Source organism: Chryseobacterium sp. DZ-32 (genome assembly GCF_059587025.1).
Genome location: NZ_JCAIOM010000002.1, coordinates 339,040 through 364,597, shown reverse-complemented (window position 1 = coordinate 364,597; position 25,558 = coordinate 339,040). Strand labels below are relative to the sequence as shown.

Annotated in this window: 20 protein-coding genes; 1 reads left to right on the top strand and 19 read right to left on the bottom strand. The window is 36.7% G+C overall.

Annotated elements, in window-relative coordinates; translation table 11 throughout:
- Positions 1–9 precede the first annotated feature (9 nt).
- Complete coding sequence (locus AC59HC_RS03715; protein WP_496558021.1) at positions 10–720, top strand: hypothetical protein; 711 nt, start codon at positions 10–12, stop codon at positions 718–720.
- A gap of 74 nt (positions 721–794) precedes the next feature.
- Here the strand turns inward: AC59HC_RS03715 and polA are convergent, their stop codons facing one another.
- From polA to AC59HC_RS03620, 19 genes are all read right to left on the bottom strand, one after another.
- On the bottom strand, positions 795–3,629 hold the full coding sequence (gene polA, locus AC59HC_RS03710; RefSeq protein WP_496558020.1) for a DNA polymerase I: 2,835 nt from the start codon (positions 3,627–3,629) through the stop codon (positions 795–797).
- A 158-nt stretch (positions 3,630–3,787) separates the two neighbouring features.
- Positions 3,788–4,201, bottom strand: a complete 414-nt coding sequence (tssD, locus tag AC59HC_RS03705) for a type VI secretion system tube protein TssD (protein WP_062675327.1) — start codon at positions 4,199–4,201, stop codon at positions 3,788–3,790.
- A gap of 365 nt (positions 4,202–4,566) precedes the next feature.
- On the bottom strand, positions 4,567–4,980 hold the full coding sequence (gene tssD, locus AC59HC_RS03700) for a type VI secretion system tube protein TssD (protein ID WP_053328223.1): 414 nt from the start codon (positions 4,978–4,980) through the stop codon (positions 4,567–4,569).
- Positions 4,981–5,252: 272 nt separating this feature from the next.
- Positions 5,253–6,170: an ankyrin repeat domain-containing protein gene (locus AC59HC_RS03695; RefSeq protein ID WP_496558019.1), complete on the bottom strand. Its 918-nt coding sequence runs from the start codon at positions 6,168–6,170 to the stop codon at positions 5,253–5,255.
- A gap of 1 nt (position 6,171) precedes the next feature.
- Positions 6,172–7,422 carry a Tle-like phospholipase domain-containing protein gene (locus tag AC59HC_RS03690; protein WP_496558018.1) on the bottom strand — a complete coding sequence of 417 codons (1,251 nt, stop codon included), beginning with the start codon at positions 7,420–7,422 and terminating at the stop codon, positions 6,172–6,174.
- Between the two features lie 17 nt (positions 7,423–7,439).
- Positions 7,440–8,297 (bottom strand): hypothetical protein, encoded by an 858-nt coding sequence (locus AC59HC_RS03685; RefSeq protein WP_496558017.1) that lies wholly within the window; start codon positions 8,295–8,297, stop codon positions 7,440–7,442.
- 32 nt (positions 8,298–8,329) lie between these two features.
- On the bottom strand, positions 8,330–10,516 hold the full coding sequence (locus AC59HC_RS03680) for a type VI secretion system Vgr family protein (RefSeq protein ID WP_496558016.1): 2,187 nt from the start codon (positions 10,514–10,516) through the stop codon (positions 8,330–8,332).
- A 193-nt stretch (positions 10,517–10,709) separates the two neighbouring features.
- Positions 10,710–11,123, bottom strand: coding sequence for a type VI secretion system tube protein TssD (gene tssD, locus AC59HC_RS03675; protein WP_062675331.1), 414 nt, complete (start codon positions 11,121–11,123; stop codon positions 10,710–10,712).
- A gap of 344 nt (positions 11,124–11,467) precedes the next feature.
- Positions 11,468–12,331 carry a lytic transglycosylase domain-containing protein gene (locus AC59HC_RS03670; protein ID WP_110011671.1) on the bottom strand — a complete coding sequence of 288 codons (864 nt, stop codon included), beginning with the start codon at positions 12,329–12,331 and terminating at the stop codon, positions 11,468–11,470.
- Positions 12,332–12,391: 60 nt separating this feature from the next.
- Positions 12,392–14,890, bottom strand: coding sequence for an ATP-dependent Clp protease ATP-binding subunit (locus AC59HC_RS03665; protein WP_496558015.1), 2,499 nt, complete (start codon positions 14,888–14,890; stop codon positions 12,392–12,394).
- A 305-nt stretch (positions 14,891–15,195) separates the two neighbouring features.
- Positions 15,196–15,795: a toxin-antitoxin system YwqK family antitoxin gene (locus AC59HC_RS03660; protein ID WP_343643208.1), complete on the bottom strand. Its 600-nt coding sequence runs from the start codon at positions 15,793–15,795 to the stop codon at positions 15,196–15,198.
- Between the two features lie 103 nt (positions 15,796–15,898).
- On the bottom strand, positions 15,899–16,534 hold the full coding sequence (locus tag AC59HC_RS03655; protein WP_202843214.1) for a PepSY domain-containing protein: 636 nt from the start codon (positions 16,532–16,534) through the stop codon (positions 15,899–15,901).
- Between the two features lie 88 nt (positions 16,535–16,622).
- The gene (locus AC59HC_RS03650) at positions 16,623–17,159 is read right to left on the bottom strand and encodes a hypothetical protein (protein ID WP_343643209.1); all 537 of its coding nucleotides are present in this window, start codon (positions 17,157–17,159) and stop codon (positions 16,623–16,625) included.
- Positions 17,160–17,278: 119 nt separating this feature from the next.
- Complete coding sequence (locus tag AC59HC_RS03645) at positions 17,279–17,887, bottom strand: toxin-antitoxin system YwqK family antitoxin (RefSeq protein ID WP_238349696.1); 609 nt, start codon at positions 17,885–17,887, stop codon at positions 17,279–17,281.
- Positions 17,888–17,893: 6 nt separating this feature from the next.
- Entirely contained in the window at positions 17,894–19,222 is a 1,329-nt protein-coding gene (locus tag AC59HC_RS03640; RefSeq protein WP_238349697.1) for a hypothetical protein, read from the bottom strand.
- Positions 19,223–19,284: 62 nt separating this feature from the next.
- Complete coding sequence (locus tag AC59HC_RS03635; RefSeq protein WP_496558014.1) at positions 19,285–21,216, bottom strand: type VI secretion system Vgr family protein; 1,932 nt, start codon at positions 21,214–21,216, stop codon at positions 19,285–19,287.
- Between the two features lie 173 nt (positions 21,217–21,389).
- Positions 21,390–21,797 (bottom strand): type VI secretion system tube protein TssD, encoded by a 408-nt coding sequence (gene tssD / locus AC59HC_RS03630; RefSeq protein WP_062675339.1) that lies wholly within the window; start codon positions 21,795–21,797, stop codon positions 21,390–21,392.
- A 358-nt stretch (positions 21,798–22,155) separates the two neighbouring features.
- Entirely contained in the window at positions 22,156–24,561 is a 2,406-nt protein-coding gene (gene tssR / locus AC59HC_RS03625) for a type VI secretion system protein TssR domain-containing protein (protein ID WP_496558013.1), read from the bottom strand.
- 47 nt (positions 24,562–24,608) lie between these two features.
- On the bottom strand, positions 24,609–25,520 hold the full coding sequence (locus AC59HC_RS03620; protein WP_110011661.1) for a PKD domain-containing protein: 912 nt from the start codon (positions 25,518–25,520) through the stop codon (positions 24,609–24,611).
- Between the last annotated feature and the right edge of the window lie 38 nt (positions 25,521–25,558).

Genomic DNA, 25,558 nt, shown 5'->3' with positions numbered 1-25,558 from the left:
AACAAACCATTGAAAAAAATCATTTCTACTTTACTTTTTGCTTCTTTAATTGCTTATTCATGTAACAAAACCAAAACACAGACTCCGAAAAACTCTTCGGGCATTATAAAAAAGGATACGGCACCAGTTCAGAAGGAGCAGTTGACAGCAGGAAAACATGTCTCAGATTTTGTATCCAGTCAATATGAAATTCAATACGAAACCGAAGGTGATCTTAACCAGGACGGACTTCCTGATAAAGCTTTGGTTCTAAGGAAAAAAGCCGACACTTTAGCACATAGAACTATGATTGTCCTTCTAAAGAATCCTGACAAAACATACCGGTTATTTAAAAGTTCTGAAACCGTTCTTCCCGATGAATACAATGAATCTGGCTATAAAATACACGATCCTGAAGACATCAGTATTGAAAAAGGAATATTGAATATCAATCTTTATGATATCGGACCTTACGGTAATCAGTTCAGTAAATTCAAATATATAAATGACAACCTGATTCTTACCTATGTTGAAACGTATAATATGGGTGCGGGTTCTCACTCTGCCCTCTATTATGAGCCTATGAAAGGCAAAGTAACACTGGAAACAGTAAATACCATGGAAGAAGAAATGTCGTCTGAAACTAAAAAAGTACAGGTAAAAAAAGAAAGATTCTTATTTGAAAATGTTTCTCCTGATGAAGTTGTCAGCAATGTTTATAATTCTGTAGGACAAGAGTAAGCTGTCCAGTTCTAACAAAATAAAACTTCCGCCTACAAGACGGAAGTTTTTTATTTAAGGATAATTTTAAGTATTTAATGTGCTTCAAGCCAGTTATTTCCTACACCAATCTCTACCAATAAAGGAACCTGTGTTTTCAGGGCACTTTCCATTTCAGTTTTGATCAGTTTTGAAGCGGCATCAATCTCGTCTATCGGAGATTCAAACACCAGTTCGTCATGTACCTGAAGAAGCATTTTTGTTGTAAGCTTCTGCTCTTCAAGCTCTCTGGCAATTTTGATCATGGCAATTTTAACGATATCTGCAGCACTTCCCTGAACCGGTGCATTTACCGCATTTCTTTCTGCATGACCTCTTACCACGAAATTGTTGGAATTGATATCTTTCAGATGGCGTTTTCTTCCCAATATGGTTTCCACATACCCCAACTGGCGTGCTTTGCTCACCTGCTCTGCCATGTATTCCTTCAGTTTCGGATACGTTTCGAAATAAGCTTCGATCATCTGTTTGGCTTCTGTACGGGACAATCCGGTTTGTTCTGCCAAAGCAAAAGCTCCTTGTCCGTAGATAATTCCAAAGTTTACAGTTTTAGCCTGGCTTCTCTGGGTTTTGGATACCTCAGCCAAAGGAATTTTAAAGAGTTTTGCCGCTGTGGAAGCGTGGATATCTTCTCCATCCTGGAAGGCTTTGATCATATTATCTTCTCCTGAAATTTCAGCAATTAAACGAAGTTCAATCTGTGAATAATCGGCAGAAATAATCTTCTTTCCTTCTCCGGAAACAAAAGCTCCACGGATCTGCTGTCCTCTCACCGTTCGAATCGGAATATTCTGCAGGTTGGGGTTTACACTTGCCAAACGGCCTGTAGCTGCTGTAGTCTGTGAGAAGTTGGTGTGTACTCTGTTATCTTTTTTCTCAATCTGTGAAGGCAGAGCGTCTACATAGGTTGATTTTAATTTCTGGTACGTTCTGTATTCCAGGATGTGTTTGATGATTTCATGTTTTGAATTCAGTTTCTGAAGAACATCTTCTGATGTTGCATATTGCCCTGTTTTTGTTTTCTTCGCTTTTGGATCGAGCTGTAATTTTTCAAACAGAATCTCTCCCAGCTGCTTCGGTGAATTCATATTGAATTCTTCTCCAGAAAGTTCAAAAATCTTTGTTTCAAGCTGTTTCAGATCATTCTCAAGGTCAACACTTTCCTGCGCCAGCCATTTTTCATCAAGAGAAATTCCTGCAAGCTCCATTTTTGCCAGTACTTCCATCAGAGGCATTTCAATGTTAAAGAAAAGCTCTTCCAGGTTCTCCTTTTTCAGCTGTGGTGCGAATAGCTCATACAACTGGAAAGTTACATCTGCATCTTCTGCTGCATAATCTGTTTGTGTTCTCAGATCAGCATCTCTGAAATTCCCCTGTTTTTTTCCTTTTTTTCCGATGATGGTTTCAATGGATACCGGTTTATAGTTCAGGTATACTTCTGAAAGGTAATCCATCCCGTGTCTTCCGTCCGGGTTCAGGAGGTAGTGGGCAATCATGGTATCAAACATGGCGCCTTTCACGGTGATGTCGTATTGTTTTAAAACTTTGTAATCAAATTTAAGGTTGTGCGCTACTTTCAGCAGGTCTTCTTTTTCGAAAAACGGTCTGAAAATCTCCAGGGTCTGCAACACTTCTTCCTTGTTTTCAGAGAACGGAATATAGTAAGCAAGTCCTTTTTTATAAGAGAAGCTCATTCCTACCAGTTCTGCTTCAAGCTCGTTTAATGATGTCGTTTCCGTATCGAAACATACCACTTTCTGCTGCAGCAGATTGTCAACCAGTTTTTTCTGTGCTTTCGGGTTATTGATAAACTGATACAGATGATCATTATTCTCAATCGTAGACTTTGTAGAAGTTGCCTGATCCAGTTCCTCAAAATTGGCAAAAAGATCAAGCTGCATAACCTGTCCTTTTACTTCGGTTCCGGCCGGAGTCTGTTTAACTTCTACCTCGCTTACAACTACTGTTTCTACAGCAGCAGGAGCAAAAGCCCTGTAAAGGTTTTCGTATAGTCTTCTGAATTCTATTTCGTCAAAGACCTCTTTTACTTTTTCAAAATCCGGAGTTTCCAGGTCGTATTGTTCCTGATGGAATTCTACAGGAGCATCACAGATGATAGTGGCTAATTTTTTAGACATAATACCACGTTCTGCGGAAGCTTCTACTTTTTCTTTCAGTTTTCCTTTCAGTTTATCCGTATTGGCTAATAAATTTTCAATGCTGCCGAATTCTTTCAGGAATTTCATAGCAGTTTTCTCCCCTACTCCTTCCAATCCAGGAATATTATCTACAGCATCCCCCATCATGGCAAGGAAATCAATCACCTGCTTAGGATCATCAATCTCATATTTTGCCTTTACTTCTTCTACTCCTAAAATTTCAATGTCACCGCCTTTTAAACCTGGCTTATAAATTTTAATTTTATCCGTAACCAGCTGTGCAAAATCTTTATCCGGTGTCACCATGAAGGTGGTGTATCCTTCTTTTTCGGCTTTGCATGCAATAGTCCCAATAACATCATCGGCTTCATATCCTTCCACTCCAAGAATCGGGATGTGCATTGCTTCCAGAATTTTGTGGATATATGGAATCGCAATTTTGATTGCTTCGGGAGTTTCGCTTCTGTTGGCTTTATATTCTGAGAAATCATCAGTTCTTACACTGGCCTGTCCAACATCAAAAACTACAGCCAGGTGTGTTGGTTTTTCTCTTCTGATCAATTCGATGAGAGAATTGGTAAAACCGAAGATGGCAGAAGTATCCAGACCTTTGCTGGTGAGTCTCGGATTCCTGATTAATGCGTAATATCCTCTGAAAATCATCGCATAAGCATCGATGAGAAACAGCCTTTTATCTTGTGTTGCGTCCATATTTTGAATAATGAACAAATATAAGAAAATAGGAGTAAAAGTTGATAGTTTGAGGAAGGGTTTCGGGGTATCGGGATGTGAGGTTCGGGATGGGGTTAAAAAAACAAAACAGCATACCCGAAGGTACACTGTTCCTTTTTTTATTTAAGTTTATGGGATTATTTACCTGAAGAAGGCCATAGTCCTGCGTACTGAGAAGTACCGTAGTCGATGGTTTCAGCACTTACTACGAAGCTGATCAGCATACTGTTGCTGTCTACTGCATCGAAATCTACTTCGTGCTGGATTACGTATCCGTTCTCCCATTTTAAAGTGATCAGTGTTCCTTCTTCGTGAGATTTGTTGAAAGTGATCTCTCCTACTGTCGGCTTGTATTTACCGTTCAGTAAGCTTTCAAGGATGTCTGATTTTTCAGTAGCTTCTACTGTCACCTTGATTAATGCATTGGAAGGATCTGATGCTACACGTCCTGATACGTCTGTAGATCTTGATACACTGTAGTTCATTTTTAACAGTTTCTGTCCTTCTCCGTTGTTGAATTTTAAGATTCCTCTTGAGTTTCTTTCTGCCATGATTGTAAATTTTAATCGTTAGTAATAAATTGTAATTCAATAATTATATAACAAAGATAAAGCCCTTGGTTTTGAAAAAAAAGCAATTGAAAGGAAATCTGAAAAAGTGTCGTAATTGTACGATTTGATGTCGTAGTTCTACGATTTATTGTCGTAATTCTACGACATTAGATTTAAAAACAGAATATAAATACCTTATAACAAATATATTAAGGGCATAAACAGAAATTTATTATTACACCTTCAAGAGATATATTACTTTGATATGATTTTAAAAATTCTGATCCTGTTAAATAAAAAACAGAACAGCGTCTCTTGTCCGCTGTTCTGTACCAATTTTATTTTTACTAAGATGATGAATAGGCTTATTTACCTGCTGAAGGCCATAGTCCTGCGTACTGGGAAGTACCGTAGTCGATGGTTTCAGCACTTACCACGAAGCTGATCAGCATACTGTTGCTGTCAATAGCATCGAAGTCTACTTCGTGTTGGATTACGTATCCGTTCTCCCATTTCAAAGTGATCAGTGTTCCTTCTTCGTGAGATTTGTTGAAAGTAATCTCTCCTACGGTCGGCTTGTATTTACCGTTCAGTAAGCTTTCAAGGATGTCTGATTTTTCAGTAGCTTCTACTGTCACTTTGATCAATGCGTTGGAAGGATCTGATGCTACACGTCCTGAAACGTCTGTAGATCTTGATACGCTGTAGTTCATTTTTAACAGCTTCTGTCCTTCTCCGTTGTTGAATTTTAAGATTCCTCTTGAATTTCTTTCGGCCATGATTGTAAATTTTAATCGTTAATATTGTTATTCAGTGATTGTGTTAGCAAATATAGAAGCTCTTTACGGCTTAAAAAAAATTTTGAATATAAATGTGAAAAAGTGTCGTAATTCTACGATTTCTTGTCGTAATTCTACGACAATGGATTTATATATTAAATTAACACACTAGTTATAAACACGTTACATCAAAAACAGAAAATCTTTGAAATTAAAATATTTCATACGTCAAAGACAAAAAATCGTCCGGAATAATCATGTTATAAACACTGTCATTTTCCTTTAACTCTGTTTAAATCTTCCTGATAAAGATTTTCTCCGTAATTTTTTTTGAAATTCACGGATAGCTTATCTTTAGAACTTAAAGATTCATACTGTCTTATTCTAAGTTTTGCTTCTTCTATTGTGTCTTTCTTATATGGGAACGCTACATTATATTGATCAACCAGCTGTTTTTTAATTCCGAATAATTTTTGATAATAAGGAGAGTCTGGCAGATTACGGTCACTTTTCTGCTTTTCCTTATACTGAATATAATCTGCCATTGGGCAAAGGTCAGTTCCTTTTATTTTAGGCAATCCTCCTTTGGCCAGAAAGTATTCTGCCATATCCAGATCATCCCTGGCGGCACTTTCCATAATATTGCTTCCGTTATAAGAAACATTATTGATGTCAGCTCCATTCTGAAGTAAGTAATCAATCATTTTCTTTTCGGTACTTTCCTCACCTCCTAGGGTCATTGCATCAGATAACGGGGAATTCCCTACAGCCGGGTTAGGACTGGCTTTATATTTGAAAAGTAATTGCAGCATTTCGTAATTATTAAGTGCTACAGCATGATTCAAAGGAGACTCAAAACCTTCATGAGGTACTATGATATTGGGATCAGCTCCCAGCTCTAAAAGCTTTTCCATGGCTTTCAAATCTTCAATAATAGAAGCATACATCAGTAAGGTATACCCTGTGTTCTCCTGTAATTTATTGATATCAATATTTTTTTCCTTAATAATTTCTTCCATGCCTTTCAGATCTCCATCAAACATTTTCTGGGCAGCTGATAAACCGTCTCCTGTAAACATTCTTGAAGGAGGATATTGATTTCTATTTTCGTTTTTACGCGACCTAAGATTAAAATCTGAACAGGAAAAAAGTGTCATGATAGAAAGTATTATTAAAATAAATGGTTTCATATTATATATTATTAGCTACAACATCAGTATTTATAGTGGCCAGCATCGCCTGAAACGCATCATTATATGCGCTATGTCCGCTTCCAATGGTTTTGATCCCAAGCCCTTCATTATCATCAATGTACCCGAAGATTTCATTCTGTTCTCCAAGCGCTCTCGGAACACCTCCTGTAAGACCTCCGAAAATTGCAATTTTATTGAGCCCCGGAATTCTGGATAAAGCCAGTGTAGAGAGCAGACCTTCCCTGTTATTTTGCAGCCCGTTAAGAATATCATTACTTGTACTGTAATTGATAATGCTTGAAGTTGATTTTACGGCTCCTTTTTTATCGAGATAATCGAGTGTATTGCCATGTACTCCTCTTGCATTGAAGGTATATCCCGGAAGTCCTGTGTAATAGGAAGCCATGGCACTGTTTCCTCCTCCTAATGAGTGTCCGGTAAATTTCACTTTTCCTCCAGTCGCATTATCCATTTTTTCCGCAAGCATTCTCGTTTTTTCTATCTGAGGCGTTGCGAAACCAAGCGCCTGTCCTCCATCTTCGATGAACCAGTCATGATAAAACTGCATTCCTTTAGGTTCTGAACCTCTAAATGCCACAAAATAATCTCCTGTTTCTTTATTATAATATAAAGAGGAAAAGAAGCCGTTATCTTTATTGGTATTGAAATCTTTGCTGGTTAACACTCCCGGACCGAACAGCTTATCCAGCTCAGCCTGATCATCTGTATTGATTCGTGTGTACCCATCAATACTGGTATTCTTCCCATTATTATCCTCGTAAGAATCCTGGGCCATTCTACTGGCAATAGAGGCTTCCTGCAGCTGGGCAACAGGTAAATGAAAGGTGATTTTACCTCCTATGAAACAGTGTAGACTGGAATTTTGCAACAGAGGTTTTTTATTTTCAATTTTTACTTTTGGATGGGTATTTTGCCAGTCGCTTCCCTTGCATAGAAATGAACAGATATTGAGGCAGTCATCTATAAGGGCGCTTCCTGCCCAGGCTGCTGCCGCTAAAACAAAAAGCCCACCGGAGAAAGCTGCCGCTACTGCTACCCCTGCTAACGCTCCTGCCATCATCATTTCAGGACAGATAAAATTGTCTTTAAAACGGTCCTTTTCCGTGGCCATCAGCTTAGCTCCTTTTTTCAATTTTACGGAAGACTGGGAACTCACTCCAATTCCTATAAGTCTTCGGCCTTTACTACAAGTAAGCGGAGTATCCTGTGCGATATATAATTGACTCATAGTGATCGTATTAATTGTTATCTTTCACTTAATCTTATGTGGTACCTGCATACATAGATCATCTTTTTATTCAGTTCTTCTTTCACATGAAATATGACCTCTGACAGTACAGAATCTTCATTATAAAGATACTCTCCCTCAATGGCATACTTATATTCCAGAGCATTTCCGAGCGTTCTCTGATATTTATCTTTATAAATACTTTCAAAGCGGGACTGATTTCCTTTACTTTTTCCATCCAGTTTCACAGTGAAACCTCCTTCTTTATTTTTTAAAATTTTATACGAGGAACTATATTCAAGTTCTTCTCCAGGGAAAAGGGTTGACAAAGCTGTTCTTACAGGAATTTCATCTGTAAAACTTCCCCCGCTGAATGCCGGTAAAGGATAAAACATGATCTGATACAAAAAGTTTTGTCTGATATTACGATCTATATTGTTAAACTCTTTATCATAGATCTGAATAAATACCTTATAACTTTCTTTTACCAGCTCAAAAAAATGCAGATCCTTCTTTATCTCTTCCCACCTGCTTACAATTTCACTTTTATTGGTTACTTCGTGGATACTTTTATCCGTATTTAAAGATAATTCAACAACCTCAGTCGCTTTATTTATTTTTTCAAGAATTTCATAAAATGGCTGCATCTGCCCGTCTGCCTGAATATACCGCTGGGTAGAAGACTGTATGGTAATATGATTATATTCTCCCGGTATTACTATCCAGTCTTCTTCTATTTCCGTCTGGTTGGCTTTTCCCGTTCCTAAAGTAAGATAGGATTTTATATTGATATTATATTCTCTTTTTTTGTACCAGGCATATTTGAATCCTGCCAGCTGGTCATTTTTTTCAACTTTATTCGGTTCCAAAGTCATGTTTTAATACGTTTTAGAATATATTCTCGACATCAGTTGATATCAACAGTACTTCCGGTAATAAATATATCTCCTGTAGCATTCATTGAAGTGACTGCTTTACTGTGAATACTCAGGTTATCCTGTGTTACCAGTAATGCATTTTTTAATGAATTCAAATCCAGCATTCCTTCTTTTGCAGAGATAGTAATCCCTTCTTTAGTGATTGTGATACTGTTTTCACCAACTCTTAATTCAATTTTTGTTTTTCCTTCCAGAGCAATATTTCCGGCTGCGTCCATTGTAAGGACTGAATTGGCTGCCCCGCCTTCTTTTCCTCCGACATTAATAGAATTTGTACTGCCGGCGTTTACCGTATTATTATTTCCTACGTTAACTGTTTTATTGTTATTGGCATTAGTCTGGGCATTTCCTGCCCCGTCAAACTTCATATTAGCCCCGCCCTGATCCGTCAGAAATACAGAGCCTTCACCATCATTTAATTCTAATTTATTTCCACTTCTGCTGCTCAGGCTTTTGATATTGTTACCGGCTCCGCCACCGCCACCTATTCCCCCATGGAACATTCCTCCCATCACAAACGGACGGTCCGGATGCTGATGTACAAAATTGACAATAACCTGGTCTCCCACTTCCGGAACAGCCATAAATCCTCTGTTCTTATTTACTTTATCACTACTTCCTGCATCCGGGGTCATAACGCGGACAAATTCAGTAGTATCAGGTCCGCTTTGCCAATCAAACTGCACACGTACTCTTCCCTGATTTAAAGGATCTGTATTTGAAATTACTTTTCCAAACTGGGCTTCTGCTTTGGGCATCTGAAATTCGGGACGAGGAATAAATCCTGTATCTGCTGCAATTGCTTCAAATTTGCCATCATAATAGCCTCTGGCATCCACTTCGTGAGAAACTTCAATAATCATCAGTTTTGTAAAATAAGAGGTTTCATTACTCTCTGTTTTACGCATTTCGATATCTGCGATACATCCCGGATATAAGAAAGGAACTGTTGTAGTTCCCGAAGTAACGAAAACTTCTGCAGCTTTGCTTCCTGCGGTTCCCTTCTGGGAAGCATTGATATCCATAAAGGAAGATGCTTTAATGGGCGCCACTCTCAAAGAAGGAGTGGTAAAAGTTTTTTCTGATATTTCGTAAGCACGTCTTGCAATATCTGAAGTATGGTTAATTTTCGAACTACCAGCCGTCAGCTTCTCATTTTTACTGCTATTATAACCATAAAAAGTAGGACTTACATGCTGGGCTTTCATTTTGATGGCTATATCACTTACACTGCTTCCATAGGTAAGCCTGACAGGTTTCTCCTGTGGCGGCAGCTTTCCGAAGTGCAGAACTTCTCCATCATAATAAAACTGCTCTCCATAAGCTTCTGCCATTCTTGCAAGATAATTATAATGGGTTTCTTCATACTGTGAGCTATACGATATATTTCCATGCTGGGCATCTACTCTGAAATCAAATTTATGCTGTCCCAGCCCTTCTTTAATTACCTGATCAGCAATACTGTTCAAACTTACAGGCTGGCTTCCTCCAAAGCTCTGAATATGAGGGGCTGCATCCAAAAGTACAGTTGGGCTGTAGCCTTTGATGATAATATTTCCAAGACTTCCTTTCTCCTGGCTGAAGCCTACTTCTGTAACCACTCCTACAAAATTACGTTCGGCTCCTTTCTCAATATCTTTATATTTGAAAACAACTGTGATTCTTTTTCCTAAAAATTTCTGAGCTTCTTCCAGATTGTGATTTTCCGGTTTACCCAAAGTGTCATGGGCCAGCATCAGACTGAACTCATGGTGCCTGGTAGCACTCTGTATCAGCTTAAAATGCTTGAAATGATTAATAATCTCACCTTCTATGATTACATCAAGCTTAATAACCCGGTTGATTCCTGCTATATAGCTCTGAGAAATTGCTTCTGCATTATGTATTTTTGAAGTAGGCTGTTTGGCCCATACTTTTGTCTCAACAACGGAAGGGTCGTTAGAAACCAGCGTTTGATTCAGAAACTTTCCTGTTTCCTGTGCTGAATTTAAATGCTGTGCCGCTTCTGCTGTCTTTTTTATTTTATTCCCTGCCTGGTTTACCTTTTCATCTGCTTTCGTAACCGCATTTTCCTGCGCAGTTTTTTTTATTGTCTCTGTATCCTGGCTGATAGATTGCTGAGAATTCTTTACTGTAATTTTATCATCTTGAAACATAGTGTTACGTGTTTTTAAGTTAATAAATGTTGAATTGATGCTGTAGGTATCATTACAGGCTTTGTAAATTCCAGATATTGGTTTCTCTAAATGATACTTATCTGAAACTTATTGTAAAGCAGAAAACAGAACAGCAAACTTTTACAAGGGCTGTTCTGTACCAATTTTATTTTTACTAAGATGATGAATAGGCTTATTTACCTGCTGAAGGCCATAGTCCTGCGTACTGGGAAGTACCGTAGTCGATGGTTTCAGCGCTGATTACGAAGCTGATCAGCATGCTGTTGCTGTCGATGGCGTCGAAGTCTACTTCGTGCTGGATTACGTATCCGTTCTCCCATTTCAAAGTGATTAGTGTTCCTTCTTCGTGAGATTTGTTGAAAGTAATTTCTCCTACGGTCGGCTTGTATTTACCGTTCAGTAAGCTTTCAAGGATGTCTGATTTTTCAGTAGCTTCTACTGTAACTTTGATCAAAGCGTTGGAAGGATCTGATGCTACACGTCCTGAAACGTCTGTAGATCTTGATACGCTGTAGTTCATTTTTAACAGCTTCTGTCCTTCTCCGTTGTTGAATTTTAAGATTCCTCTTGAATTTCTTTCGGCCATGATTGTAAATTTTAATCGTTAATATTTTGTGATTCGGTGATTGTGTTAGCAAATATAGAGGCTCTTTTCCGCTAAACAAAACTTTTCAATATAAATCTCAAAAAGTGTAGTAATTCTACGATTTCTTGTCGTAATTCTACGACATTGGATTTAAAAAACCTACCACAAACCTTATTAACACAGGATTTTAACTCATTAAAAACAACCATGAAAAATCAATAATTTTCCACATCATTGAGAAATATTAAGATTTTATTAGTAAAAAATCGGTCTGTTTTTAACAGATTGTACAATAAAAAAAGCAATCAGTTTGGCTGATTGCTTTTTTATATCGTTGATATATTTTACTGCTGAATTTTTCCTCCTTCTTTTAGGGAGCGAACCAATATTTTATTTTTCCTTAGCAGAAAGTCCGGCATCAGATCCATCGGAAGATAGAAGGGGCTTTCTCCTTTTTTCTGAAGCTCTTCCATAATTCCGGGATTCCAGGCAAGAATTTTATCTACTTCTACATTCAATTCAGCGGCAACAATGTTCAGGTTGAAACCTGCATTGATCTCTGTTTCCGAAAGCGCTGCAGCAGTCTCTTTCCGGTCTCCCTGAAAGAAAATCTTGTTGATTCTTGCAGAGTTATAATTATTCAGTACACTCTGAAGTTCTCCTGTTGCATAGCATGCATTAAGATATTTCTTTACATGATTAATGGTTTCCCCCGGAAGGTATTTATAAAATTCATGGTATTGGGTAGAACCTGCAGCTTCCATCGCTTTGGCAATATTCCCTTCTCCGCAGTTGTAAGCAGCGACTACTGTTACCCAGTTATTGTACTTTTTATAAAGATTACTCAGTGAAATAGCAGCTGTTTTGGTACTTTTATAAATATCGGTACGTCCCTGCTCGGTAAGTCCGTATTGGTTGGCATGGGCTGTCATAAACTGCCAGATCCCTACTGCTCCGGCTCCTGAGGTAATATTTCTGTCAAAATGGGATTCAATCAGGGCCAGGTTTCTCAAATGTTTGGGAAGACCTTTTTGAAGGAGTAACTGTTCAATAAATTCTACAAGATCTTTATTGGCATTAATGATACCCTTATACTTCTTCACACTGCTTTCCGAGGTGTCGGAAGCAGCAAGAAACTGTCCGTTGATCATAATCACGGATCCTAATAATAGAAAACCTGTAAAGATATTTCTGACAATTGTTTTCATTTTAATTTTATTTATAAGCAAAAGGGTAAAAGCTGGCTGCAAATACCCTTTGCTTTATACTTAATCTACTTTCCAGCTTAGTTTTTCTTCGTCTTTATTCCAGTCTACATGAATCGTCTGGCCGGATTTTACTTCTTCTCTCACAATCATTTTAGAGATCGGTCTTGCAAGCTGTGCACGGATGACTCCAGAGATCTGTCTTGCTCCATATTTACTGCTGAATCCTCCTAATGCAAGATTTTTAACCGCTTCATCAGTAATTTTTAAAGCAATTCCCAATCTTGTTAATGAAGTATGAAGTGACTTCAGCTGAATGTTAAAGATTCTTTCTGCAATAGATTCCGTGATCGGTGCAAAAGGAATGATCTCCGTAATTCTTGCCAGGAACTCAGGTCTGAATCGTCCGGAGTTTGACATAATCTGCATCAGTGAAGATGATTCCGGAATTTTTCCTTCTTCGAACTGTTTTACAATTTCTTCACTTCCGATATTGGAGGTAAACAGGATCAGTGCATTGCTGAAATCTCCTTCCTTACCTAATTTATCATGAACTTTTCCTTCATCCATAATCTGAAGGAATACATCAAAAACGGAATGGTGAGCTTTTTCAATTTCGTCAAATAACACAACCGTATAAGGCTGTTGCCTGATTTTGTTTACCAGCATACCACCCTCTTCGTATCCTACGTATCCCGGAGGCGCTCCATATAGCAAAGCTGCGGAATGTTCTTCTTTAAATTCTGACATATCAAAGCGTACCATGGCTTTCTCGTCATTGAAAAGTAATTCTGCCATTGATTTTGCCAGTTCTGTTTTACCGGTTCCGGTAGGTCCCAGAAGGAAGAAGGATCCTATAGGCTGTCCCGGTTTGTTCAATCCGCTTCGGTTTTCAACAATAGCGTCGGAAAGGATTTTCAATGCATGGTCCTGTCCTACGACTCTGTTCAACAGAAGAGATTCCATATTCAGGAGTTTTTCTTTTTCCTGAGCCTGGATTTTTCCGATCGGAATATTAGTTTTGGCGGCCATTACAGCAGCAAGCTCCAGTCTGTCTACTTTTTCTCTTTTTTTGGCGGCATGCTGTAAAAGTTCTGCGTAAGTATCTTCAATAATCTTCTGGATCTGATCTACGGGCATAGAGTTGTCAATCGAGGGCTGCTCACTCAGTGATCCCCAGAGAATCGGACTTATTTTGTCTCTCAGCAGGTTGTAAGTCCATATCAGTTCATCCGCTTTATCTTTGCTGTCGGCATATTCTTCTGTTAAAATCGCATCATAACTTTCTTTCCAGCTTTCAAGTTCTTTTTCGGAAAGTTCATCAAGCATTTTGATGGCTGCCATTGTTCTGTCTAATAAGTCAATAGCGGCATCCGGTAATTTTTTACCTTTGGCATATCTTTTTGCCAGACGTACACATTCGGGAAGGGCAGTTTTTTCCACTTCAATACCATGGTGTTTTTTGTAGCCTTCCAATAGGACATCAATCATTTTGACACAGGTCTTCTCATCCGGTTCAAGAACGGTTAACACTTCAAAACGACGGTTGAAAGCCTGTTCCGGCTCTATAATTTTTCTGTATTCTTCCTGCGTTGTAGCTCCGATTACGGTAATTTCACCTCTTGCAAGTTCAGGCTTAAGGAGATTGGCAACGTTTCCGATGCTTCCTTTCGGATCTAAAAGGGTGTGGATTTCATCAATAAAGAGAATGGCTTTTTCAATTTTCTTACATTCATTGATTACTTTTTTCAGGCGGTCTTCAATTTCACCTTTATAAGAAGTTCCCGCCAGTAATGCTCCGGTGTCCAGTTCTAAAAGGGTACCGTTTTTAAGCATTTCAGGAACATTTCCTTTAATAATTTCTGTAGCAAAACCTTCTACCAAAGCTGTTTTTCCTACTCCCGGCTCCCCGATGATGATCACATTCGGTTTGCTTCTTCGGCAAAGGATTTCCACCAGCATTCTGAGTTCTTTGTCCCTGCCGATGATATTTTCTATTTCTCCTTTTCTCGCCTGCGCTGTTCTGTCTACACAATAGCTTTTAATGGAAGGAAAGGAAGAGTCTGAATAATCTGCTGAACCATTTGAAAATAATGATGAAAAATCTCCATCTTCTGAAACAGTAAATGGAGTATCTTTTCTATACAGATTGAAGATCTCATGTTCTCTCAACGGAAGTGATTTTAACTGCTGAAGAGAAAATACAACCTGTGGTTTTACAATGGCTGTAAGGATGCAGATAGGAGTAATCTCATCCAGTCCAAGCTTTAAACGGATATCATCAGCTTCTTCAATAAGGGTATCCACTGCATCATCCTGTCCTACTTCATCGGGAAGATGGCTGGTTTTCGGATATTCTTCGATACGGACATCTGCCCATTCATAGAAATAACCCGGATCTTTATCTATACTTTTCAGGAATTCATTAAGGCCGATATCTTTATGCATTAAAGCCTGCAGGATATGCGGGCCTCCATAAGTTCCATTATAGTTTTCCTTCGCTATCGACTGAGCAATGTGAAATAGTTGCTTTACTGTTTCGTTGGTTACTAGTACTCCCATTTATAATTTTCTTATATTAATATATTTGCGTTCTGTTTATTATGCAGATTTGATGATTTTTATCTTTATTTTTCATTCCTTTTACCAAGACATAAAAAATCGTTCTTTTGTAATGCTAAAATTAATTATTTTATTCTAAATGATATAAAGATAGTTAATTCTTCAATTAGAGAAGTAACAACGGTGTTTTTTGTTTTTAATCGTAGTTCTGATGGTGATATATTGTAGTAAATTACTTTTCTGAATCACTTTCCTGTTAAAATAGAAAAAAGATTAGCCTTTTAAAGCATTTTATTATTAATTGCTTACAAGCGAACCACTTTTTTCTCCAGCTCTTCACCTGTTTTACCACCCAGAATGATTTCTTCTATTTTGTCGCCTGCAATTTGATGAGAAATTCTCCATACTTTTTTGCCTTCAAAATCCTGTTTTAATACTCTAGCTTGGTAACCAGAATCATGGTAGCCTTTAGGTAGATCAATTTTATTCTTTTCACAGTATGCAATAATATCTGCAGGTTTGAAGTCATAGCCTTCATCCATGTTTTCCTCTTTAAGGAGTTTGCCAGATTCGTCAAAATGATACCAAATACCAACTACTGAGCCTTCATTGAACAAACATCCTTTTTTCTCAATATTACCATTACCATAGAAAAATTTAGTAACCTTATAAAACAAATTATCATTATAAATTATTTCTCTGTAACCTGGTGATTGAAAATCCTGAATATAAGTATTGCTATCCTCCCGCACTTTCAAGTAACCTCTTATTGATTTCTTTTGGAAATTTTCAATATCAAATTTTTCATACTTATTATCAACACTTGGTATCATATATTTATCTATTTTTTGAGATTGGCATTGTATAAATATACTCAACCACATTAACACTATTATTTTATTCATAATATTCTTTTTGTAGATTGATTGTTTTTTCATTACCAATAATACAGTGTGATATGCTAATGACATTCAAAATGTAATTCCCACTATTGGTTCATAACTTAAATCAATTGTTTATAAATTCTGACTCTCTTCTTGAAATTACTTTACCGGAAATACCATCCAAAATTATATTTTCAACACGATTCGACTTCTTTAACCATTCTATTTCCCAAATAGGTTTTTCATTTTCTATTCTTCTTGAAATTATAGTATGAAAACCTGTACTTTGTAATACCGGACCTTTTGTAATGGGAATAGCTTCTTTTTCACAGAATTTTAAAATATCTTCAAATGTATATTTGTAAGGCTTATCATAATCAATCTCTTTAATCAGCTTTCCATTTTCATCAAAACCATACCAAATTCCTTTTTGAAAAGGAGCTCCCCAAGGAACATTAAACATGATACCTTTATCTTTTATATTTCCACTGGTGTAATAAGATTTAGATATCATAAAATAGGAATCTTTATATGATTCGGTATAATATTTACCAGAGTTTGCCATACTCATTTCAATATAGTTTCCATTGGGCAGAAACTCTCTTACAACATCAGTTTCTTTTTTTGTTGATTTACTAAATTTATCTATATCAAACTTTTCAAATTTGTTACTAATTTTAGGGATCATTGTCTTTTGTAATTCTTGAGATTGAAATTGAGTAAAAAGACCCAACCCAACTAATATTATTATTTTATTCACAATATTTTTTATAGGTTATTGTTTTTTTACATTGGGAAAAATAAAAGTATAACAGTAAAAAAAAACTTTTAATTTCATAATTTAAAAGCTACTTAACTTCATCAAAAAAAAGATGGTTATACTTTTCTATCGTTTTATCATCTGAAATATTATTAGCTTTATAAAAATCGTTTTTTGGCATCAATGTTTTCATAAATCCATGATGCTTAACCACATCTGATTCTCTTCCGATATAAATAACATTTATACTATTATTTTCTTCATTCAAATAAATATGATTAATATGATCATTTGCATTTCTCATTACATTTTCAAATTTCAATATATTAACTAATGAATCTTTATAAGAAACATAAAGTTCATAGGTAGCACCTGCTTCCGTTTCTGCATTTATGTCATATTCTTTTCCTAAAAACAATAATGTATTTTCAGTTTTTGCTCCTCTATCATCTATCTTTATGATATTAATTTTAGTATTCTTCAATATATCTTCTTTTCCAAATACTTTAAATGTTTGTTCATTCATTTTTGTACAAGCTACAGTAGTTATTAATAATAATTGTAAGAAAACCTTAACGATGGTTGTTGAAAATCCCTTGATGTGTTGATTTAATAAGTTTTCCATTTTTATAGCAATTCATATTGTTAACTTTTAAATATCTTACCATACCAGCCGTTCTTTTTTCATCAAGGCTTCTTGCTAAATTAAATGCTCTAGTAATCTGTTCATAAAAGTATTAGCAATTATGGGTTATAAAAAGGTACTGTATTCTTTTGAAGCTCTTTTCCTGTTTTACCATCCAGAATGACTTCTTCTATTTTGTCGCCAGCAATTTGATGAGAAATCCGCCATACTTTTTTGCCTTCCAAATCTCGTTTTAGTACTCTTGTCTGATAACCTGAATCATGATAGCCTTTTGGGAGATTAATTTTATTTTTTTCGCAGTATGAAATAACATTTTCAGGTTTAAAATCGTAACCTTCATCCGTGTTTTCCTTCTTCACAAGTTTACCAGATTCATCATAGTAAAACCATATGCCTATTTCAGTACCATTATTGAACGTAATTCCTTTTTCCTTAATTTTCCCAGTCGGGTAATATAGGACGGTATGACAAAAAATATCATCTTTCTTGTATACCTGTTTTATAAATCCATATGATTGTTTATCCTCTAAGACAGTAGCATTATTAGACTTTAAAATCAAGGTTCCTCTTACAGAATTTTTTTGAAAATTTTCAATATCAAATTTTTCATACTTATTGTCAACAATTGGTATCATATACTTATCTATTTTTTGAGACTGGCATTGTATAAATATACTCAACCACATTAACATTATTATTTTATTCATAACTATCTATTTTATAGATGAATTGGCTTTTTTCCATTGCCAGTAATATAATGAACATCGCTTATTATCATTTCCTCCATGATGCGAATAGTCCAGTAAATTATCTGTCTTTTTATATTCATAAGTATATAACGCATGAGAAGACGCTTCTTTATTGGAAAATGTATGGGCTAAATTCATAGAATGAAGAAACTCATGGGCTGCAGTCTGATCATTTTTGCTTTTAAATACCACTACATAATCCGCTCCATAATTTGAATAGCCAGAGACATGTCCTCCTCCTGCATTGTAACCATGTTCTGCAAAATAAAAAGCTTTGAAATGCTTAGTATATTTCTTGGGATAGACTTTTTCCAATTGAACTTTCAAATAATCCTGCAATTCTTTTCCACTGCTCTTTTTATCAGAATCTACTTCTCCATTGGTTACAAAATCAACAAAATTTTTGTCTGTCGTTAAATCTAATTCAACAATATCAGAGTCATTAGATAACTTGATATATGCTTGCTCGAGATACTGATTAATCCTATTTTTCTCATCATTTATTGAGGGCTTTTCTTCTTTTTTTGAAGATATAGCGGGAGTTTTTATTTCCACAAATACAACATCTTTTTTCTTTTGTTTAGTATTATCATTTGCCCAGACATTTAGTTTTCCTACAATAGCCTCAATGGTTTTCCCATCTTCAGTTTTAAAAGCTTTTAACTCTATAGTTTGGTTACTTGTAAACTCCTTTATGCATTTGATTGTCACTTCATAATCATTCAAAGATATTTTCTTTTTCCCTTTTATCTCTATTTTATTTGGAGTAAAAGTAAAATAATCAGACTTTGTAAATTCCAAATAATCAGCCTCCTGTTGAATTTCTGCAAAAAAAGTGATCTTAACTTCTTTATCTTTTATAATGGACAACCATGGTATAAAATATTCTTCCGGAATATCTTTTCCAGTATTTTTATCTTTTTTCGTTTTCCATAAAATAGAGAAAGGATTATATTCTTTTTTAAGGTTATTAAACATTGTTTCATCAATCTTAAAATATCCCTTATATTTATTACCATCTTTTACTTTCGTAGTAAATTTAGCATCCTCATACTGATAAGCTATAATATCACTAAACTTTTGATCATTAAAAAGACTGGTATCACCTATTCTCATCCAATCAAACCCAAATTCTCCTTTCCACCCCTTATTAGGTCTGAACTGAACAATAAGTTGAATGGGCTGAGGAGCTAATGGAGGAGATTGTGGCGTATTATGACTCACTCCTTTATCATTACCCTTTTCAGAAATCCATTTCATGGCACGTGAAATAATACTCTCCTGAGAATACATATTATGATTTTCATGAGAGATTTTGTTGTAGGTGCCTTTTACAATTCTCGTTCTGCTCATAATTAATAGGCTTTAGATCTTTCTCCGCTGTTGTTTTGTACTTCTTGCTGGGCGTGTTTATTGATGGAAGCATTGGAGGTAATGTTAATTTCTTTTTCAGAAATTTCATTTCTTTCCTTCTTTGTTTCGCTGTATACATCTCCTTCAATAATTTCAGTAAGTTTACCCGTAATGAATGTACTTACATTTCCTATAACCGAAGTAAGTTTCATAGCGCCTACAGTCTCAGTATTATTTAATCCGATACTATCAGACTTATTCATTCCCACCGTCGTCGTCATATTCTCTCCTACATTAATATTCATATTCTTACAGTTCAGGGTCATGGTTTCCGGTGCCGTGATATTGATATTACTGCCCGTCGTATCCAGATGGATCTCATTGCCGCTTTTGTCTGTAATAATGATACTTTCATCTTCTGTGAAAACGATTCTGTGGCCGCTTCTTGTCTGAATAGATTTCACACGGTTGTCAGCTCCTCCACCAAGGCCTACTCCGCCATGAAACATTCCTCCCATTACAAATGGTCTGTCCGGATGACTGTGTACGAAATTAACCATCACCTGATCGCCTACCTCGGGAATAGCTACATAACCACGATTTTGAGTGATCTGATCGGTTCCTCCTGCATCGGGGCTCATTACTCTTACAAAGTGAGTGGTATCATTCATCTGCCAGTCGAATCTTACCTGAACTCTTCCCTGTCCTTCCGGATCAGTATTGGAAATTACCGTTGCAATCTGTGGCTGAGCAGCCGGTACCGTAAATTCCGGTTTGGGCAGAAAACCCGTGTCTGCTGCAATGGATTCGAAAGTTCCTGTGTAATGTCCGATCGTATCAATTTCATGAACGGCTTCTGTCACCATAACCTTCGTAAAATAAGATGTTTCACTGCTGTCCGGTTTTCTCATATGAATATCAGCAATACATCCGGGATGCAAAAAAGGAACGGTTGTAGATCCGGAAACCGAAAATACATTAACCGCTTCACTTCCTGACGCGCTTCTTTGAGAATGCTCCACATCCAGGTGTGTTGTTGCTTTAATAGGTGCAACCTGCAGTGCCGGAGTTTTATATATTTTATTGTTATGGCTATATGCTGTACGGGCCAGATCACTTAAATGGTCAACCGGAGTTTCCCCGGAAGTCAGTTTTTCATGTTTACTGCTGTTATAGCCATAATACTGAGGTTTTGTATGAACCGCTTTTAGTTCTACCCTGATATGATCCGCATTGCTCCCATATAATAATTTTATAGGTTTATTTTGTGGAGGAAGCTTTCCAAAATGCAAAACTTCGCCATCATAGTAAAATTGTTCTCCATAAGCTTCTGCCATTCTCGACAGATAATTATAATGGGTTTCGTTATACTGGCTGCTGTAAATGATCTGGGAATAATCATTGGTATCGACTCTTATATCAAACCGTTCTTTATCTATTCCCTGCTGTATTACTTCTTTGGCTATGATTCCCATATTAACGGGCTGGCTGCCGCCAAAGCTCTGGATATGCGGAGCACCGTCCAGCAGAATTGTCGGGCTGTATCCGGAAAGCACAATATTTCCCAGACTCATTTTTTCCTGACTGAATCCTACTTTGGTAATAACCCCAACAAAATTCCTTTCCGGACTTTTCTCAATATCTTTGTAGGAAATAACAGCTGTAAGACGTTTTCCCAGAAATTTATTGGCTTCCTCAAGGGTATGGCTCTGCCAGTCTCCCAAAGCATCGTGAGCAAGAATAAGGTTGAATTCGTGATGGTGACCCGCCTTCTGTTTAAGAGTGAAATGCTTATAGTACTTAATAATTTTACCTTCTACAACCAGTGATAATTTGACCAGCCGGTTGATCCCTGCGTGATGATTCGCGGATATCCCGTCTGCATTCTGAGATGGGCGGAAAGAAGATCCTTTGGTCTTTGATTCGGTTTTCATATGCTTTGTGTTTGTGTTTGGTATTAAAGATAACAAAATTTATGTAACAGACACTATATAAATATGTTATAAAATAAAATTCTCAGGTTATAATTTTTCTTTCAGGCAAAAAAAGACCGTCTTAAATAGGGACAGTCTTTCTTCTTATGAATGTTGATAATGTGTGTCAGTATTTAGCTGGATGGCCATAGCCCAGCGTATTGAGAAGTACCATAGTCTATTGTTTCAGCACTGATTACGAAGCTGATCAGCATACTGTTGCTGTCGATAGCATCGAAATCTACCTGATGCTGGATTACATATCCGTTCTGCCATTTCAGTGTAATCAATGTACCTTCTTCATGAGATTTGTTAAAAGTAATCTCTCCTACAGTCGGCTTATATTTACCGTTCAGCAAACTTTCAAGGATATCTGATTTTTCAGTAGCTTCTACTGTAACCTTGATTAATGCGTTGGAAGGATCTGATGCTACACGTCCTGAAACATCTGTAGATCTGGAAACGCTGTAATTCATTTTTAACAGCTTTTGCCCTTCTCCATTATTGAATTTTAAGATTCCTCTTGAATTTCTTTCAGCCATGATTAGTAAATTTAATCGTTAGTAATATTTTGTGATTTGGTGATTGTGTTAGCAAATATAGAGGCTCTTTTCCGCTAAAAAAAACTTTTCCCTATAAATCTGAGATTTTGTAGTAGTTCTACGATTTCTTGTCGTAATTCTACGACAATGGATTTATCAACCTTACGATAACAACCATAAATACAACGTTTTAAATTATTTCTCTTTTTTTAGATAAAAAATAATTTTACACATCAAAGAGAAATAATGAAGGTTCAAAGTTTAAAAATTTAAGATTTAAGGTTTGTTGATCTGTTTTTATACTACAAAAAAAAGCAGAAGTATGTACTCCTGCTTTTGATATAACAAAAAAATGTTTTTAATGCTTTGTGTATTCCGGTTGTTCTGTTGGAATTCTGGATGGTGTAAAATACTCATTAAGCCAGTAGAAAGTCTGCCCATTCTGCTGAATTTTTACAGCAGGGTTGTTTCTGTTGGCAAGCATTCTGTCCGCTAAGTTTTTATAGTGCTGGAAATAATTTTTTACCGTTTCACTAGGAACGACTTTTGATTTTTTCCAGCCTTTCAGCTTATATTTAGCCATCAATTCTTCTTCAGAAAGATCAAATCCGGTACTCATTCCGATCGCATAAGACATTGGCAGCTCATAAAGTGCTCCTTTATCCAAGAATTTTATCGTAGGATTGTACTTCTTCAGTAATTTAACATACTCTTTAATGGCTCTTCCCTGATTAAAATCTGCACGGTCTGCCTGAGTATTTCTGTATACTTCCGTGTAGAAAGCTTTTAAGTTATCATATTCCGATTCAGAAATAAGGATTCCCTTTTCTATTGCCGGAGTAAAATCTTTCAGATCTTTTGGAATATATCCTTTTACAAGGAATGGGCTTCCATAGTTGATCAGCTGTGCGGCAATTCCTGCAGAAACCGGATTGGTAAGTCCCGGATACAGGTATTTATATTTTAAATCCACATCTGTTCTACCTGCTCCTACGGATGAATGGAAGTATTCATTAAGAGATTTATCAATAGTCTGATTATCCAGAGTAACCTGTGCAATAAGGCTGTCAACAGATTTTTTCAGGAATCCCGGAGTCGTAATGTCTCCTTTCTTAGGGAAAATAACGAATCCCTGAGACATACTCTGTTTAGGGTAAGCTAAAGAGAAGAATCCTGTATCTCCTTCCACAAGGCTGAAATTATTCTTGGTAAGCACATCATTTTGGTTGATGATCTTTTGTTTTTTAAGTTCAGCAATATTTTTGGCTGTATTGGTAACCACATTTTCCGCCATCAATACAAAATCATTGTAGGTATCTGATGATCTTGCACTGGTCTGGAACATGATCAGTCTTGCCTGAGCCTGCGTAAGAGAACTGATTACACTGTACATATTTCCGCTTTGGTTGGCAGAAGTTCCTACAGTAACAACGATATTGGTTTCATCAGGAACGTTTGAAAGAAGGTTTCCTGCTGCCGTAAGAGCCTCTCCTACCGGCTGATAACCGCTATTGCTGGCACAGTTCATTTCATTCGTTTTCTGATCAATAAATGATGAAATCTTACTGTAATCTGTGCTTAAGCTGGATACAGAAACATTATCTCCGCAAGGATTGTTCTTGTATAAAACCGCTCCATATTTAACATTGCTAAAATAGGAAGGCTTTTCAAACCTAAGCTGAAGATCCTGTAACAATGATTTTACAATAGGTGCATAAGGCGCATTACCGGCACTTACATCCAATGCAAAAACAATATTAATGTTTTTATCTTTTTCCGTGATCTCTCTGTAACGGTCGAAATAAATCGGTTCACCCAGTACATTGGATACGAAATTCTTACTGTAATCTAAAATATTGGTGAAATATTTTGTCTTGGTATCAGGTGTTGGAGCTTCTTCTAAAGGAAGATTTACTGGGAAGATATTTTCCAGCTGTGTTCTCTTATTCACATCGGTAAGAAGAATAGCTGTTTTGTTGGACGCATCTGATGCTGATCCACCCGGATGTCCTTCATGAATTCCCAGCGTTGTATCGGTAATTCCTGTTGTATTTTTAAGTCTGATAGCGGAACGTTCTCCCCAGGTGGAGATTACATTGGAGCTTACCCAGCCGTAAAGTCCTTTATTGATACTGTCCATATCAACAGATGGTTTTTTACCTACCAGAAAACGTTTATTATTTTCGGCCATTTTGTACACATATACAATTTGTCCGTTAGGAATTTTTACATTGGCTGTTTCAATAAGGCTTGGTGAGTTGAACACCATAATAGAGTCGTTTTTATAGTATCTTTCAGCATTTCTGATGACTTCGCTGTTATTAGGTACTACTGCCACTCTTACAGGATAACCTGTCTTTTCACTTTTTAAAGCGTTATTCCAGAGAAGGAGATCAGACTCCTGAATCCAGCCATATGTTTTGATCGATTTTGACGAAACTTTCTTCATTAAAGCATCCGGAACATATTCCGCTACTTTTACCATTCCGTCTCTATGTTTTAAAACCATTAAAGGTTCAAGGAATTTTACTTCTTTGTAAGACTTCTCATCATCTTTATCCAGATAAGCCGTATTTCTTGACCGGTCTGAAATAACGATCCATGGCACTGACTTTTTCGGATATCCGTTAACGACAGGGGATGCATCCACCTGCCCATACTGTGAAGGCTCCGGGGTTTTCTTTGACGGCAGTTTTACCTGACAACTCGTCAATAATACTGTTAACCCTATATAATATGCTGCTAGAGGAAATTTATTTTTCATCCTATTTAATCTTTTTATGATTGGTACATCCGTAAGACCGGATGAAATTATTTGCTTTGATTAATATCTACTTTAGTTACACAGTTCTGTGTGTCGTCCAGGTTTACTTTTACCGTCTGAATCACTGTATTCTTGTCAAACTGAAGGCCTGCACAATACATGTAGAAGTTATTCACTTTGCTGTCATTTACTTTTACCACTGTATTTTCATTGTTACACAGATAGGTTTTCAGCAGGTAATTGTAGTGCATATTGAAACTGTTTCCGTTGGCAATCTGCTGCAGGTGATATTTAAAATCATTATCTACTTTGGCATAAGAGTCTTCCACTGAAACTTCATCTTCAGCAAGAGCATCATAAGCAGGAAGAATTTTAATACGGTGATAAATAGGATCCTGGCTTTGTTCTGTGTAAAGAGTCACCAGATACTCTCCAGGTTTTTTATAGGAATAGATGGTAAATTTGTCCTTAGCATCTGTATTTCCGGACTCACCGAATTTCCATGCAAACTGTTTTGCATCAGAAATAGCACGGAAGGTCACGTTTTCATTTTGCATTGCCTGACTTACGGCTTCGATCGTTGTTTTTGCCGTTGCAGTATCTTTTGGTTTCTGAACGCTTCTTGCGCTTACCATTACAGGGAAAGATTTCGTGTACTTGTTGTCGACGATCAAAATCACCTGATAATATCCCGGTTTATTATAGAAGTGAATACCACTGTTTTTATCTGAAGTTGTCCCATCTCCGAAATTCCATCTCTTGGTTTTGGCAAACTGGGTTTTATCTTCGAATAAAAGCGTGTCTCCTACCGCCAGTGAAGACGGATAAACCACCCCAACAATATCATCTGCTGAATGTATTACCTTTTTCTGCAGCCACAGAGCAACCAATGCTGCGATCAGCAAAGTTGCAATAACACCGATAATAATGTTTTTCTTGTTCTTTTGAAAATAATTCATAGTTAGTAATTGTGATGTGTTTTATGTATGTTCCTAGT

Excerpts from the sequence above, each read along its gene's own strand:
- tssR (WP_496558013.1), bottom strand. The coding sequence starts at position 24,561 with ATGAAAAATAAATTTCCTCTAGCAGCATATTATATAGGGTTAACAGTA.
- AC59HC_RS03685 (WP_496558017.1), bottom strand. The coding sequence starts at position 8,297 with ATGACTTTGGAACCGAATAAAGTTGAAAAAAATGACCAGCTGGCAGGA.
- AC59HC_RS03695 (WP_496558019.1), bottom strand. The coding sequence starts at position 6,170 with ATGAAACCATTTATTTTAATAATACTTTCTATCATGACACTTTTTTCC.
- AC59HC_RS03680 (WP_496558016.1), bottom strand. The coding sequence starts at position 10,516 with ATGTTTCAAGATGATAAAATTACAGTAAAGAATTCTCAGCAATCTATC.
- AC59HC_RS03650 (WP_343643209.1), bottom strand. The coding sequence starts at position 17,159 with ATGGAAAACTTATTAAATCAACACATCAAGGGATTTTCAACAACCATC.
- AC59HC_RS03620 (WP_110011661.1), bottom strand. The coding sequence starts at position 25,520 with ATGAATTATTTTCAAAAGAACAAGAAAAACATTATTATCGGTGTTATT.
- polA (WP_496558020.1), bottom strand. The coding sequence starts at position 3,629 with ATGGACGCAACACAAGATAAAAGGCTGTTTCTCATCGATGCTTATGCG.
- tssD (WP_062675331.1), bottom strand. The coding sequence starts at position 11,123 with ATGGCCGAAAGAAATTCAAGAGGAATCTTAAAATTCAACAACGGAGAA.
- AC59HC_RS03660 (WP_343643208.1), bottom strand. The coding sequence starts at position 15,795 with ATGAATAAAATAATAGTGTTAATGTGGTTGAGTATATTTATACAATGC.
- AC59HC_RS03670 (WP_110011671.1), bottom strand. The coding sequence starts at position 12,331 with ATGAAAACAATTGTCAGAAATATCTTTACAGGTTTTCTATTATTAGGA.
- tssD (WP_053328223.1), bottom strand. The coding sequence starts at position 4,980 with ATGGCCGAAAGAAATTCAAGAGGAATCTTAAAATTCAACAACGGAGAA.
- AC59HC_RS03635 (WP_496558014.1), bottom strand. The coding sequence starts at position 21,216 with ATGAAAACCGAATCAAAGACCAAAGGATCTTCTTTCCGCCCATCTCAG.
- AC59HC_RS03690 (WP_496558018.1), bottom strand. The coding sequence starts at position 7,422 with ATGAGTCAATTATATATCGCACAGGATACTCCGCTTACTTGTAGTAAA.
- AC59HC_RS03640 (WP_238349697.1), bottom strand. The coding sequence starts at position 19,222 with ATGTATTCTCAGGAGAGTATTATTTCACGTGCCATGAAATGGATTTCT.
- AC59HC_RS03665 (WP_496558015.1), bottom strand. The coding sequence starts at position 14,890 with ATGGGAGTACTAGTAACCAACGAAACAGTAAAGCAACTATTTCACATT.
- tssD (WP_062675339.1), bottom strand. The coding sequence starts at position 21,797 with ATGGCTGAAAGAAATTCAAGAGGAATCTTAAAATTCAATAATGGAGAA.
- tssD (WP_062675327.1), bottom strand. The coding sequence starts at position 4,201 with ATGGCAGAAAGAAACTCAAGAGGAATCTTAAAATTCAACAACGGAGAA.
- AC59HC_RS03645 (WP_238349696.1), bottom strand. The coding sequence starts at position 17,887 with ATGAATAAAATAATAATGTTAATGTGGTTGAGTATATTTATACAATGC.